Source organism: Legionella parisiensis (assembly GCF_001467945.1).
In the GTDB taxonomy this organism is placed as follows: domain Bacteria; phylum Pseudomonadota; class Gammaproteobacteria; order Legionellales; family Legionellaceae; genus Legionella; species Legionella parisiensis.
The window spans coordinates 2,586,587-2,601,835 of sequence record NZ_LNYQ01000013.1; the positions used below are offsets into that span (position 1 = coordinate 2,586,587).

Sequence of the window (15,249 nt, forward strand, 5' to 3'; positions counted from 1 at the left end):
TACTAAGACTTTATTATCCAAATAGTGCGCAAATATATCACATTTTAAATGAATAAAATATGTAAGATAGATCGTAATGATTTGAGAATTTGATTAAAAAACATCTAAAACGGCATTTAAAAGTTGCTGTGTATACGCTTCTTTAGGATTTTTAAAAAGGTCTTCACAACTTCCAAACTCAACTCCCACTCCATTTTTCATGACTAATACTTCATCAGCAATATAGGAAACTACACCCATGTTATGGGTAATAAATAAATAAGAAATACCCGTTTCCTGTTGTAATTCCTTTAATAAATTGAGGATTTGTGCCTGCACAGAAACATCTAAAGCACTTGTTGGCTCATCACAAATCAAAACATCAGGTCCTGTTGCCAATGCACGTGCAATACAAATTCGTTGTCTTTGCCCACCAGAAAATTGATGCGGATAACGCTGTAAACTATTAGCAGGCAAATTGACCTGGTTTAACAATTCCTTTTGCTTTATGTTAATTACGGAGCGTTTCATCCCTTGGGCATGCATGCCCTCGGCGATTATTTCACCTACTGTCATTCGGGGATTCATAGATGAAAAAGGATCTTGGAAAATAATTTGTACTTTTTTCCTGTATTCTCTTAATGAACGTCCTTTTAGTCCCAGCACATCGTGTTCTTTATAATGTATTTCACCTCCAGAAATAGGTAACAAACGCAACAGAGCTCTACTGGCTGTTGTTTTTCCGCATCCTGACTCACCTACCAAAGCCAGGGTTTTTCCTTGCTGCAAACGAAATGAAAGGCCATCAACTGCTTTGAATATAACTTTATGGCGGCTGAATACTCCTTTTTTCTGGATAAAACCAACAGATAAATTATTCACTGTGAGTATTGTTTTTGCTTCAGAAGATGCAACATTCCACGCTATTTTATTCTTTTGTAAAGGAGGTAGTTCATCTAAATCAGGATATAAATGACATCGTACCGATTGACCATTTTGTTCTTGTAATTGCGGTTCCTCTATAGGACAACGCTCAAATGCATACCTACACCTGGGGTGAAAACGACACCCTGAAGGCATGTCCTCCAAAGAAGGTACAAATCCACGAATTACCGACAAACGCTCCTCACGTTTTGCGAAAGAAGGCACGGAAGCCAACAACTGCTGTACATAAGGATGTTGCTTTACTCGTGAAAAAAAATCATCTACAGAAGATTGCGCCACTACTTGCCCTGCATACATCACACAAACTCGAGATGCCATAGTCCTTAGTACTCCCAGATCATGGGTAATTAGCAGAAGACTCATCTGGTGGTTTTTTTGTATTTTTTTTAGTAATGCAAGGATTTGCGCCTGGATTGTCACATCCAAAGCAGTTGTTGGTTCATCAGCAATTAAAACATCGGGCTTACATGCCAAAGCCATAGCAATGACTACGCGTTGTTTCTGTCCACCGGACAATTGATGTGGATATTGATGTATTTTAACTTCTGGCTGAGGCATTTCCACCTCATAAAGTAGAGATAACAATTCCTCTTGCAGTTCCTGCCTAGTCAAGGAGGAATTACATTTTACCAAAGCTTCCGTTAACTGCTCTCCTATAGTCATCACCGGATTGAGTGCCGTCATTGGCTCTTGGAAAATCATGGCAATCTTGCGACCTCTCAATTGCCGCATCATCAGTTCCGGTAAATCCAGAATGTCTTGTCCATCCATATGGATTAAACTATCGATTCCATAGACACCGGATTTAGGCAACAAACGCATTAACGCCAAAGAAGTTAGGGATTTGCCACAGCCCGACTCCCCCAATAAAACCAAAGTTTCACCAGGATGTAAATTAAAACTGACCTCATCCAAAGCAGATACCATTTTATGGTGATTTTGAAAAGCTACGGACAATTGATGAATTTCAACACTATTTTTTTGCATATGTTTTCTGTTGAATTAAGCAATACATAAATCCAGAAGGTGTCTTTCTACATATCCCAGATTAAGCTCCCCAAATCCAGGTTCAGCGACGACATTCTGATCTTCTTCCGCTTGCAGAGCAGGGGAACTTTATAATAGATTTACAAAAGGAATCTTCGTCTTTCGCCTACTGTATCATAATATATGGTAAAATAAACCTAACTTTTATTTGAGAAATACCCATGTCAGAAAACTATACAGCCCAAGCAATTGAAGTATTAAGTGGACTAGAACCTGTTCAACGACGCCCCGGCATGTATACCGATACGACACGCCCTAACCATTTGGCACAAGAGGTGATCGATAACAGCGTGGATGAAGTATTGGCAGGCTTTGCAGGCAATATCCGTGTCACACTTCATGAAGATGGCTCTATTGAGGTAGAAGATGATGGCCGCGGTATGCCAGTAGATTTACATCCTCAATTAGGCTTAAGCGGTGTTGAAGTCATTATGACTCGCTTACATGCTGGAGGTAAATTTTCTGATAAAAATTACAGCTTTTCTGGCGGATTACATGGAGTTGGAGTTTCTGTAGTGAATGCCCTTTCTGATCGTCTTGATGTCACGATTAAACGCAATGGAATTATTTATCAAATGTCGTTTGCCAATGGCGATAAATTGTGCGAATTAAATGAAGCTGGCCTTACTAAAAAAAGGGATACAGGTACAATTATCCGTTTTTGGCCTAATCCTAAGTATTTTGATACCACACGTATTTCAGTAAAACACCTTACTCATGTGCTTAGAGCAAAAGCCGTGCTTTGCACTGGCTTGTCTATGACTTTTATCAATAAGATAAATAATGAAGAAATGCATTGGTGCTATGAGCAAGGGCTTATTGATTATTTAAATCAATCATTGGCTGATGGTGATTACTTACCTGAAGAACCCTTTATAGGTGAATTCAAAAGTGATGAAGCAACTGTTGACTGGGCGTTGGTTTGGTCTCATGGTGCAAACAGTGGTTTTAATGAAAGTTATGTGAATTTAATTCCAACGGTTCAAGGCGGTACCCACGTTAACGGTTTACGATCTGGTTTATTTGATGCCATGTCTGAATTTTGTGAACTAAGAAATCTACTGCCTAGAGGAGTGAAACTTACCGCAGATGATTTGTGGGAACCTTGCCAGTACGTATTATCAGTTAAAATGAAAGAACCACAATTCGCAGGCCAAACTAAAGAACGCTTAAGTTCACGCCAAATCTCAGCTTTTGTCAGTAATGTGGTTAAAGATGCTTTTGCATTGTGGCTCAATCAACATCGTAACCAAGGTGAAACGATTGCCTCTTTGGCAATAGAACGTGCACAAAAACGTTTAAAACAAGCCAAACAAGTAGCACGTAAACGAGTGAGTCAAGGACCTGCTCTCCCAGGTAAATTGGCTGACTGCTTGCTCACTGACTTAAGCCAGGCTGAATTATTTTTAGTAGAGGGTGATTCAGCAGGCGGATCAGCAAAGCAAGCACGTAATAAAGATTTTCAAGCAATTTTACCCTTACGTGGAAAGATTCTTAATTCCTGGGAAGTCGATTCATCACAAGTCTTAGCATCCCAGGAAATTCATGATATTTCCGTAGCTATCGGGGTAGATCCTGGTTCTTCTGATCTCAGTGGACTTCGTTATGGTAAATTATGCATTCTGGCAGATGCAGATTCCGATGGCGCGCACATTGCAACCTTGATTTGTGCCCTATTTTTACGCCATTTTAAACCACTGGTTCAGGCAGGGCATGTATTTGTTGCAATGCCTCCACTTTATCGAATTGATGCAGGCAAAGAGGTTTATTATGCTCTGGATGATGAAGAAAAAAATCGTATCCTCCATCACTTGGCGCAAACAACACGAGCTAAAGCCAATGTTCAACGCTTCAAGGGTTTAGGTGAAATGAACCCTATCCAACTCCGTGAAACAACCATGGATCCCAATACCAGACGCCTGGTTCAATTAACCATGGATGATGAGGAAGGAGCTGAAGCAATTATGGACATGATGTTAAATAAAAAACGGGCAGGCGATAGAAAGGTCTGGTTAGAAAGCAAAGGAAACCTAGCTGAAGTTTAATTTACCTTTAATTTGTATCGCAAACCATTGTAGCCCAGGGTTCTCTTCCTAGATTTCCCAGGCTACAGAGATTACCACTTCAATAATGGAATCAGATTAGAATAATTATCAGTCCATAAGAACTGCTCGTCACTTGTATTAAACTGCCAACGAGCTCCCTTCATAATTTGCAACGCCAGATTTTCATTAGAAGTCAAAAAAGCCCACTGTGAATCAAACTGACCTAATGCAAGCATGCCTTTATTATTTAAAGAGAGCACCATCAACTCCAAAGACCTGCCAGCAGCATTGATCACAGGTAATAATTTCATATGTCGATTACTTAGATGAATCAATATACCTCCGTCTTTGGTAATTTTTTGTTGATATAGAATAAATGCTTCAAGAGTTAATAAATGCACAGGAATTGCATCCGAACTAAAAGCATCTATGACTAATAATTTTTGGGAATGATCCGGTAATTGTTCTACAGCCAATCTTCCATCATTTTTTATAATGGTCAGCTGGGCTGGGCAATCTCTTATGTTGGTAAACAATTGAGGATTCCTGGCGAGATCAATGACCTGATTATCAATCTCAATTACTTTAATTTGATCCTCTTTTCGAAATTGGCAGATCATAGTACCAATACCTAAGCCAATAATTGTTACTGATAAAGAGCTCCATTTTTGCTGCATGACATCCACCAGGGGTTTAACCGCTCCATAATAAGAAGTCAGTCCAGTAGGTATTTTCTCTCCTGTGGCTTGCAATCCATGCACTGTAGATTGATTGATTAAGACTCGTGTCCCTTGTTTATCTATTACTTTTTTTACTCCATAAAAATCGCGCACCTGTATTAAAATTGAATCATTTTGTAGTAGTGGTGAAAAAATAAACCCAAATAAAATGAATAACGATAAAATCAAACTGGTTTTACTTTTTTGCCAAATAACGATGATAATTAATGCCAAAATAGCGCATATCTGAAAAGATGAAAAACCTCCAGGCCAATGAATATCGCGAAGAGCGTAATGTAGTAGCATAACAACCAGAACAACCATGGGAACCCACCAACTGCCTTTTTTGGGCAATTGAGGCAACGCACAAAGGCTTAGTAAGATTGCTAGAGGATATTCATAAATCTGATTAAACCAGTGTGGTGCTAAAATTCCATTAAACACCCCAGCCAATACTCCCCCAAGAGCCAGACAAAAATAAAATAATGTAAGGGACTGCGGTTTCGGTCTGCTTAAGAATAATTGACTATGGCAAAGCAATGCTAATATAAAGAAACTCAATAAATGAAACAAGATACCTTGCCAAGCCTTTATTTGCCCGGCATGTAAAATAAAGCCCATAATCGGAAAAATGAGAAAAAATATACTATTTCGTGCTATCCATGGAAATGAAACCAAAGGCTTGTTAGTAAATACAAGTACAAAAGTAAGTAGGTACAAAGCCAAAGGCAATACCCAAAATAAGGGAGTTGCTGCAATATCCGTAGTAATATACAAAGTCACTCCCAGCATTAAACTGCATGGAACAAAACTTAAAAAAATCCAATACAGTATTTTCTGCAGAGGCCAGGCCACAGCTATTTCATTTTGTTTTTCCAGCGGTTGATAACGATTAGCAACAACAATAAAAAATAACAAAGCAACATAGAATACATAGCCTATGTTCCATAAATAAAATTGATTTTTTAATCCAATGAAACGTTCTATCACCCAGGGGTAAAGTAACAAAGACAAGAGACTACCCAGGTTAGACGCAGCATATAAAAAGTAAGGATCTGCAGATCCTTTTTCCTTGGTCTGACTGTAGGCAAATTGCAATAAAGGTGCTGAGGCACCAATAACAAGTAAGGGCAATCCCAATTGAGCAAATAAATTAGATAAAATGCTCCATTCAGGAGATTCATGAAGAATCAAGGGTTGAAATACAAGAGGTAACGCCATAAAACTCAAGAAAACGAGCACTGTATGCGCCACTCTCCATGTACTCGGTTTATTAAAAAGGCAAAGCACAGCGGCATATCCATAAGCAAACAACAATACAACCTGAAAAAAAAGCATGCATACGGTCCAAACTGCCGGGGTTCCTCCATAAACAGGCAGTAAAGATTTAGCAACCATTGGTTGAATACTAAATAAAAGAATGGCGCTTAAGAACAAACTGATAGGGAATAAAAAACGCACAAAGCATCCTTGGCTAGAAAACTCCACCATAAAAATCCATTGTAAGATTACCGAAATGGTTATACAACTTATTGTGGCATCATTAGGTACTAAAATGGCATATATATCGAGTACTAAAGCGCAACATACCCGCAGTATGTGAGCATCGCAACGGAGAAAATCAAACCTTTTTTTCTAGGTGGTAGAAATGGAAACAAACCCTGTTATTTTTATCTTTTAAAAGCTGCAGACAAAGGTTATATTTACGTTATTTTCCATTATTCTTGGTAGTAGCTATGGATGGTTTTCCTAACGTAGATATAAATGGTTATGAACAAATAAGAGACACAATCAAAACAGGAGACCTTCTATTTGCTTCAGGAAACTCCTTAATGTCAACTATGATTAAAGGTGCAACAAATAGCGTGTGGAGCCATATTGCGTTTATTGTGCGCCTGGAAGCTATTGATCGAATCATGGTTATGGAAAGTGTTGAAACCCTGGGGGTACGTACAGTTCCCTTAAGCAATTATATCCGTAATTATAACGGAAGTGGTCAGGGATATCCTGGAAGGTTAATGCTGGCTCGCCATCAGAGCTTCCCTAAAGATTCTCTTGCAAATCTCTCAAAGCAAGCAGTTGATTTGCTTGGATATCCTTATGATACTGAGGAAATACTTAAAATCGCTGCACGAATAGGAATGAGTGCTTTTGGTTTTGACAAAACAAGTCCCGAGGTGATCTCGCAACATGCATTCATTTGTTCTGAATATGTCTTCATTTGTTATAAATCCGTTGGTATTACTATAAATTACAACCCAAAAGGCTTTATTGCGCCGGCAGATTTTGCGAGTTCCCCCAAAGTGAAACCTCTGTCATATATTGTATCCTAACCCATTATAGTCTCAAAATAATTAAAGTTGGTTTTTTTGACCTAAAGAACTAAACATACTCAAAATATTAAAGCAAGGTAGCCTGTTTGCTTGAAAACAGGCTACCTTCGAGCCCAAATAGGCTGCGAGCAGTCAGGCTAAATAAAGGCTGCGCTGTGATAGCCAAGAATGTTACCTTGTAGTTACAATGACCTATCTTGACTCATTCCTTGTTGGATAAATCGCCTATTCGTTTAAAATCTTTTTCACCAAAAATGGCTGAATCAAATTGATAATATTTAAATTCCAACAAATTATTACTGGGATCCTTCAAGAAAAAGGATTGATGTTCAATTCGAGTGCCCTTAAATCGTATTTTTAGTGGAATTTCAAAGGTAATTTGCTCCTTTTTAATTTTTCCCAAAAAAGTATCAAATTCATGCCACTCAAGAAAAATTAAACCAAAGTGTCTTGGATAAATACCTTCTTGTAGAGGAAGGATAGTATCAACTTTATGTGCCACAATTTGATGATTGCCAAACTCCAGAATCAATGCATGCTCAGATTCACGCCCTAATGAAAAGCCCAATTTATGGTGATAGAAATCTTTTGCCAGAATAAGATCATGGACTGGAAATGCAAGATGAAATAAAGTATTCATGAGTTTAATTTCTTAATCATTATTTGTTTTTTCGATATGCTATCCTTCTGAACCATACATACTCCTTGTATTGGTCTATTTTATAAGGATAGCAAAAGCAAGCTGAAGATATAAAATTTATATTAATTAAGAAATAAGTATGTAAGAATATTTACTTTATTTAATTTTAATTTCAAATGTAAAATGCTTTTAGACACTATTTTCGATTATATTATTCATATTGATGTTTACCTGAACACCATTGTTTCAACTTATGGATTTTGGACCTATTTGCTTTTATTTGCAGTGATTTTCTGCGAAACAGGACTTATTGTGACACCCTTTTTACCGGGTGACTCCTTACTTTTTGCTGCAGGCAGTATTGCCGCACAACCTGGAAATCCATTAAATATCTCAATTTTGATGTTGCTGCTTTTTCTTGCCTCAGTGTTGGGAAATCAAATCAATTTTCTGGTGGGCCGTCTACTGGGTCCTCGTATTTTTTCTACTGATAAATCCTGGCTGCTTAATAAAAGACACCTTGAGGAAACCCATGCATTTTATGAAAAACATGGAGGCAAAACGATAATTTTCGCGCGTTTTCTTCCAATCATACGAACTTTTGCACCATTTGTGGCCGGCATAGGAACAATGCAAGTTTTTCATTTCTCATTGTACAACTTGATCAGTGCCTTAATTTGGATTGCTAGCTTGTTGAGCCTAGGCTATTTTCTCGGCTCAATTCCATTAGTCAAAGAAAACTTCACCATAGTAATTTACAGCATCATTTTTATTTCAATTTTACCGCCTCTTCTTGCTTTACTAAGCCGAAAACGAACCTAGTCGGATGAATAGAATGTTGTAGTCTGGAGTCATTAAGGTGTGTTGCAATTCGTTCCACTACCCTACATTACAAGACGTGTTCGCGGGATGTAGGGTAGTGAGAATAAAACGGAATATCAGGTAATTGACCAGATCGCTCATGGAGCCTGCGAACAAGCCTCGGGACCGTGGTTGTTTGTTGACTTAGCTCACTTAAAAAATTACCAGTTCATCAGGAATAAACTCCTCTTGAAACTCCGCCAAAAGTGCCGAATAATTTTTAGAAATATATTTTAAATCCATTTTATTATGCGGCTCGTTTGCTACTAAAAGCCCCTTTAATAACATAGTCCTGAATGAATGAGGATGAGTTTTGCCGTTTTTACTATCTTCAAGAAAATCCACTAACATGTTCTTGGCCTGCTCAAGATCTTCAACTAAAGAAAATTGCTCATCAAAGTTACTCGCTCTTGTCCTACCGGATGCGCCATGTCTGTGGAAAAACGAAAAAATAATTCCATCGCTATAGGTACAATACGCTATTACTGTACGATGAACTACATGAATTAATCGATTTAATTCTTTTTGCTCTGCCTTTGAACTCATTAACGTTAAAGGCATCTCTTCACTGTGTTTAAAAAGAGTTTCTTTACTGAAATAGTGTTGAGGTTGCTTCTTCGACCGCTCAGGATTCATTACTCTAGGTTGAGTTTCATTGTGCTTACTTACATCTGTTTTTGGAAAATTTTGATCTTGGAGAGGCGGTCTTTTTACAATAGGATTTTGTTTAAGCTGCTTAGGATCTATATCTAACCCAATTATTTGCTTACTGATTGGAGGCGATAGCGAACTGCCCTCAAGGTGTTCTTTGGGCTTCGCTAAATTTTTTGACATTTTTTTAGCTATTGTCACTTTTGTAGTCCAATGCGTATTACCCATGTTATATAAGGTAATAATAGGGTAAGAAGGTTTATCACGTCCGTTCTCCTTACCAACGACATGGAGATTTACATGAAGTTGATCTGCGATTTCTTTCAAGTCATAATGGGTTGCCCATCGTCCATCTTCTTTAATCTTTTCCATGCCTTTTAAAATAACTGAATCCGGGTTTGCTTCCCTACCCACTATTATGTCTTTTTCCAATACTTCTTTGACATAAGCATTTTGTATTTTTTGTGCTTCCTTATCGCCTTTTCCTTTAAGTTTTAGTGCCAGTGATTGGGCAGTTTCTTGCGCCAAACGTCGGGCTTCTGGAGATAAAGCCAATTCATTGAATTGGCTTATTGCAGCCAGTGAATGGTCGTTTTTTCCTAAGTAAAAGTCTACTAATTCCACGAATTTGCAAAATATTGGGGTAGCTGAAATATTGGCTCGCCCATCGTTTAATATGTCTTCTGTTATTATCCTGTTTAGGGGCTCGTTTTTATAGACATTAAAAGCAATAATTCTTAACGACATTTGTAACTTGAACAGGAGCTCCTTTTTATAATTCCTATGTGAGTGATATAATTCATTTAAATCAATGTCGAGAATCTCTTGCAAACTAACATGGCGAAGACTTTGTATCCTCCATTGCTCATAAGTTTTACTTTTTCTCGTAAGTGCGTGCTCTTTTTGAATAATATCGATTAAACCTACTGCAAACGCATAAAATCCACAATCACCACCGCCAGGATTATCGATCACCATTTCCTCTATAGTAAGATCATCATCCAATATTTCGGAGTTTGGATTAGTCATGGATGGTCCCTTGCCAATTTCAATTTTGGTTCCAGACATTGATTACTCCCCGGTTGCACTCTATAGAATTGACCCGCTTTGGAAATTCTGCTGCAGAAGCGTACTTGCTTCGTCGATACGGTAGTTGAATCTCATGTACTTGCGGTACACTCCGACTCTACACTCCGTGTCACTACGCAATTGATTCTAAAGCCAGTTTCTAAAAAGGTCTAATAAAAAATGTTCACATATTATGCTACGAGAGAATTTAACTCGCAATAGTAAGAATTTATTTGGAACTAATGGGCTAATCGGCAATTAATAATTGCGATAGCATACCATTTTGAATCCACCCCTTAAGAAAAGAAGCGGCCTTCATACCTACCTCTTCCGGCTTTATCCACTGGCAAAGTCCCTCACATAGTGCGCCAAAAGACAACTTTTGGAATAAGTTGTCTAATGCCCAAGCTTCTTCATCTGAGAGGCTATAAAATTGAATGATATATTCAGGTGAACGCCATAAAACCCAGGATGTGGGTATAGAGTTTTGTTGCAATTCAGGCAGTTCCCGATCATGAGTTAAAGCCTGCCAAAGAGGAATTGTGTTTCCCAAATAATTGACTCGCTGCAGGGATGGATGGAGAACAAATTGAAGATTGGGCCATGCCTCAGGTGGGATAACCGCCATATCCTCAACTCGCACTACCGGCTCATCAGCAGCATCAAAAGCTAAACCCATTTTCCACTCAAAATCAGCAAGCTCGGATAAATAAGGATAGTGTGGATAATTACGCTTAATGAAATCTGCTAATAAATCACCAAACCAACGAATAGAGCGATAATAAGAAGGATGTGCATCAATGTAATAAGTGGATAGCTTATTAAATTCTTCGGTTCCTAAATAAGCATACAAGGCAGGAAAGTTAGTACTCAAACTTTCAATAAGCCGAAGTTTATACGCATCACGATAAATGCCTAAGCGAGTATCTACTGATACCAAATCAGTTGGTACTATAGAACCCTGGATCTCAGAATGCCCTGATAATAGAAATTTTTGAAACTGATCCTGTAACTGAGAAAGCTCCATTATACTAATACCTCTTCAACTAAAATTGACTCAGCAATCCGTCGTGCCTGATTGATTTCTGCGAGTAACTCCGCAAAAGGAGGCATATTATCATCTCGTTCGATCATAGATGATATCGGTCCTAAACGCTGCAATGCTGCAGCATAAAGACTCCAAACAGGTTGTATTACTGGTGCGTCATGCGTATCGATAATGTAATTACCATGATTTGAGTGGCCTGCTAAATGAATTTGCGCGACACGCTCGGGAGGCATAGCCATAATATAATCTATAGGATTAAACTGATGATTTACAGAACTCACATAAATATTATTTATATCTAATAAAATATAACAATCCGCTTGTTTTACAATTTCCTGGATAAACTCCCATTCGGTCATTTCAGATTGTTTGTAAGTCAGATAACTGGAAACGTTTTCGATTAAAATGGGACGTCCTAAAAAATCCTGTACTTGATGAATTCGTGATGCAATGTGGTTTACTGTTTCACGTGTATAGGGAACAGGTAACAAATCATGGGCATTAATCCCGTTAACCCCAGTCCAGCATAAATGATCAGATACCCAGACTGGCTCAATGCGAGCTACCAACGCTTTTAATTGATTTAAATAATCACGATCCAGAGAATCAGTACTTCCTAATGAAAGAGACACCCCATGCATCACTATAGGATAGTGAGCTCGTATTTGGTCAAGATAATAAAGCGGTTTGCCGCCCGGAACCATATAATTTTCGGTCAGTACCTCAAACCAATCCAAATCGGGTTTTTGTTCTAAGATTTCTTCATAATAATCAGGTCGTAATCCCAATCCAAAACCTAAAAAAGGCATTTTTTCAGTTACTTTATACTTTGGGATATCCATATTCAGCTCGAAGAAAAATGTGAGCCAGGCATGTATTACATGCCTGGAGTAACGCGAAACTCAAATTGAAATTATTGAACAACAGTACCACCAGCTTTTTGGCAGTCTTCTTGAGACATTTCAGCTACGCCTTTGCCTTTACAAGCGTTTTGGCCTTTACAAGCGTTATCCGCAGTTTTGCAAGCGCCTTGGCCTTTACATGCATTACCACCTTGGCATTTTACCATACCAGCAGTAGTATCAGCTGCAAAAGCAGGGGTTAAAGCAAACATAGAAGCAGCACCCATTGCAAGAGCAACGCCTGTTAATTGTAATTTGTTCATTGACTTAATTCCTTTTAGAGTTAATTAAATAAGCTATAGGGCAAAATATAATTTTTGCCCTTTGCATTTTAGAAATTTATATTTAATTTTGTCAAGTTCACCTTTGAAAAATAATAGCTTTCTGTAGGGATTAGCCAAAGCCCAGCAATAACAAGAAAATGGGCAGGATCCTCCTTCGTCACCTCCACTTCCAAAAACAAAGTCTATAATAAAAATAATTGCTTAAATTTCAAAGTAACAATAAAGACATGGATCAGCCCTTACTTACAACCAAAGAAATTTTTGAATTCATTAAACAACATGAACCCTTTAGCTGTATGAGTGATGTATGCCTTTCAAAACTTTCTCGTGTCTTGGAAATAGAATCTCGATCCGGTGATTCCCTTTTGATTAAAAAAGGGGAAAATATGAATGACCTTTACATTTTAATTAAAGGTCGTCTTTACTATCAAATAACCGATGTTGAAGGAAATGTGACGTTTCAAGGTGAGTTACATGAAGGGGCAATTATAGGAGAAATGGCGCTTTTATCCGATTTACCACGCTCTGCGAATGTTTATACGCTGCGTGATAGCATCATCTTAAAATTATCGAAAAAAAATTTTTTGAACTTGTGTAAAAAATTTCCAGAATTACTTAATAAGATAACCCAATTCACCATTCAACGATTAACTAATTCACTGCAGGGCATTCATAGCGCTTCTACACGCGATAAATCCATTGCTCTAATCCCTATAAGACAAATACAAGACCTTGAATTTCAATTGCAAGAAATGATTTTTCGTTTCTCTTATGGAGAAAAAATTCTTTTATTAAACAGCGGTTGTCTTGAAAAAAGAAAAAATCTGCTGGATGCTCATGGAAATATGAGCAATGAAGGGATTTTATGGATTAACCAACTAGAAAAAGAGTACTCCTACATCTTCTACCTAGCAGATGAAGCAATAACAAGCTGGACTAAATTTTGTTTACGTCAAGCGGATTCTCTCGCTTTCTTAGCACTGGCAGAAGAACATAATTCTGACTTATCAGAGGTAGAAAATTACGTCTTAACGATGCAAAGTAATTTTATTAAACGAAACGTATTAGTACTTCTTCATCAAACTGCAAACCCGCCAAAAAATACTCAAAGCTGGTTAGAAAAGCGCTCTGTCAACAGTCATTTTCATGTTCGAAGTAATACAGAGGAAGGCATTTCTCGAATGATGCGTATCTTTACTGACAATACCATTTCTTTAGTCCTCAGTGGCGGTGGAGCACGAGGTCTCGCTCATATAGGTGTTTATCGCTTATTAGAGGAGAGAGGGATACCTGTAGATTACATTGCCGGAACGAGTATGGGAGCAATGCTCGCGGCTGTTTTTGCTATGGGGTATTCTTCTAGTGATGTTTTAAAATATGTGGAAGAGTATTTAATCAAAGGGTCTAAAATTGATTTTACCTTCCCCTATATCGCAATTGCTACAGGCAGAAGAGCTGCAGACAGTCTTATTGAGCTCTATGGCGAAAAGAGTCAAATCGAAGATTTATGGCTTAACTATTTTTGCGTATCAACCGATTTAATCAGCAAAAATTTATATGTTCACGATAGAGGACTATTATGGGAATCCATTCGTTCCAGCATCTCCTTACCTTTTATTTATCCACCAGTATCTTTTAATGACAAACTTCTAATTGATGGGGGAATACTCAATAATATACCCACTAACGTCATGAGACAGTACTCACAGAGCAGTAAAATTATTGCCTCCAATATTAGCATTAACAATATATTTAAATTAACCTCAATACCCTACTCGCTTTCTGGCTGGAAACTGCTATACAACAAATTCATGGGGAAAGAATCAATATTACCACTTAATCTGGGAGAATTGGTGTTGAGGCTGTTAACAATCAGCTCCCATCAGAATACCTCGAAAATGATGGCCATGGCGGATTATGGTATTACTTTAAAAATAGACCAATACGGCATTCTGGATTTCAAAAAATATAAAGAAATTGCTGAGGCAGGTTATGAACAAGCAAAAGTTCAGTTTACCGCGCAAAATTTAACTGAACTATTAAAAAATACGCCTAAATATAATTCTGACATAATATAAGTTCAATCTTTAAGCTCAAGATTATTTTTGGGCTTTTCGTGCAATCATCTGATCAAAGAGAGCTCTTTTCTCTGGAGACAATAATTCTCGCCGCAAAGCCATCATTTCTTCGACTGAACCTTGTATGCAATCAGGAGTAAGTCGATCGAGAATTAAAAAACCATTTAAATGATCAATTTCATGTTGTAACACCCGAGCATAAAATCCCTCTTCAGTTTGCTGATGAAAATGTCCTGACTCATCATAATAAGTCAAAGTGATTTGCTCATAACGGGGAACTTTCCCTGATTTGCTGGAAACAGAATAGCAACCTTCAAAATCTTGATGCATATCAGAACCTTCTATCGGTTCATAACTTGGATTAATCATAATATGCATAGGATAGAATTTTTTAACATTATCCCGCAATAAAGTCACTTCTTCGGGAATGTAGATTGCAATTATTCTTTTTGCACAATTTACCTGAGGTGCAGCCAAGCCAACTCCGCCTAATCCATGTAATTTAATCTTCATTGCTGCAATTAATTCTTTATCTTCGTGACTTAAAGGAAACTGGACTTCTTGAGCTTTACTCTTTAGAACCTGACGGTATTCAGGTTGTTCTACAGTTACTATGTCCATAGCCATAATCGCGGTACTCCCCAATAAG

At 37.8% G+C, this 15,249-nt stretch carries 12 protein-coding genes; 4 read left to right on the plus strand and 8 right to left on the minus strand.

Features of this window, described 5'->3' with window-relative positions:
* Positions 1-93: 93 nt before the first annotated feature.
* Positions 94-1,911: an ABC transporter ATP-binding protein gene (locus tag Lpar_RS17495; RefSeq protein ID WP_058519043.1), complete on the minus strand. Its 1,818-nt coding sequence runs from the start codon at positions 1,909-1,911 to the stop codon at positions 94-96.
* 221 nt (positions 1,912-2,132) lie between these two features.
* Here Lpar_RS17495 and parE point away from each other — a divergent pair, with 221 nt between their 5' ends.
* Positions 2,133-4,016 carry a DNA topoisomerase IV subunit B gene (parE, locus tag Lpar_RS17500; RefSeq protein WP_058519044.1) on the plus strand — a complete coding sequence of 628 codons (1,884 nt, stop codon included), beginning with the start codon at positions 2,133-2,135 and terminating at the stop codon, positions 4,014-4,016.
* A gap of 71 nt (positions 4,017-4,087) precedes the next feature.
* Here the strand turns inward: parE and Lpar_RS17505 are convergent, their stop codons facing one another.
* Complete coding sequence (locus tag Lpar_RS17505; protein ID WP_058519045.1) at positions 4,088-6,226, minus strand: fused MFS/spermidine synthase; 2,139 nt, start codon at positions 6,224-6,226, stop codon at positions 4,088-4,090.
* Positions 6,227-6,471: 245 nt separating this feature from the next.
* On the opposite strand from Lpar_RS17505, the gene Lpar_RS17510 reads away from it, so the two are divergent.
* Entirely contained in the window at positions 6,472-7,068 is a 597-nt protein-coding gene (locus Lpar_RS17510; RefSeq protein ID WP_058519046.1) for a YiiX/YebB-like N1pC/P60 family cysteine hydrolase, read from the plus strand.
* A 202-nt stretch (positions 7,069-7,270) separates the two neighbouring features.
* Here the strand turns inward: Lpar_RS17510 and Lpar_RS17515 are convergent, their stop codons facing one another.
* Positions 7,271-7,708 (minus strand): VOC family protein, encoded by a 438-nt coding sequence (locus tag Lpar_RS17515; RefSeq protein ID WP_058519047.1) that lies wholly within the window; start codon positions 7,706-7,708, stop codon positions 7,271-7,273.
* Positions 7,709-7,891: 183 nt separating this feature from the next.
* On the opposite strand from Lpar_RS17515, the gene Lpar_RS17520 reads away from it, so the two are divergent.
* Positions 7,892-8,530, plus strand: coding sequence for a DedA family protein (locus tag Lpar_RS17520; protein WP_058519048.1), 639 nt, complete (start codon positions 7,892-7,894; stop codon positions 8,528-8,530).
* Positions 8,531-8,722: 192 nt separating this feature from the next.
* Here the strand turns inward: Lpar_RS17520 and Lpar_RS17525 are convergent, their stop codons facing one another.
* The 4 genes from Lpar_RS17525 to bufA2 form a co-directional block, all read right to left on the minus strand.
* Positions 8,723-10,288: a hypothetical protein gene (locus Lpar_RS17525; RefSeq protein WP_058519049.1), complete on the minus strand. Its 1,566-nt coding sequence runs from the start codon at positions 10,286-10,288 to the stop codon at positions 8,723-8,725.
* Between the two features lie 247 nt (positions 10,289-10,535).
* Positions 10,536-11,318 carry an HvfC/BufC N-terminal domain-containing protein gene (locus Lpar_RS17530; RefSeq protein ID WP_058519050.1) on the minus strand — a complete coding sequence of 261 codons (783 nt, stop codon included), beginning with the start codon at positions 11,316-11,318 and terminating at the stop codon, positions 10,536-10,538.
* Entirely contained in the window at positions 11,315-12,178 is an 864-nt protein-coding gene (bufB, locus tag Lpar_RS17535) for an MNIO family bufferin maturase (RefSeq protein WP_058519051.1), read from the minus strand. The genes Lpar_RS17530 and bufB overlap by 4 nt, the downstream gene beginning before the upstream one ends.
* Before the next feature lie 71 nt (positions 12,179-12,249).
* Entirely contained in the window at positions 12,250-12,501 is a 252-nt protein-coding gene (gene bufA2 / locus Lpar_RS17540; RefSeq protein ID WP_058519052.1) for a BufA2 family periplasmic bufferin-type metallophore, read from the minus strand.
* Positions 12,502-12,749: 248 nt separating this feature from the next.
* Between bufA2 and Lpar_RS17545 the strand changes: the two genes are divergently transcribed.
* The gene (locus Lpar_RS17545; RefSeq protein ID WP_058519053.1) at positions 12,750-14,600 is read left to right on the plus strand and encodes a cyclic nucleotide-binding and patatin-like phospholipase domain-containing protein; all 1,851 of its coding nucleotides are present in this window, start codon (positions 12,750-12,752) and stop codon (positions 14,598-14,600) included.
* A gap of 21 nt (positions 14,601-14,621) precedes the next feature.
* On the opposite strand, the gene Lpar_RS17550 is transcribed toward Lpar_RS17545, so the two are convergent.
* Complete coding sequence (locus tag Lpar_RS17550) at positions 14,622-15,227, minus strand: peptide deformylase (RefSeq protein ID WP_058519054.1); 606 nt, start codon at positions 15,225-15,227, stop codon at positions 14,622-14,624.
* Positions 15,228-15,249: the final 22 nt, after the last annotated feature.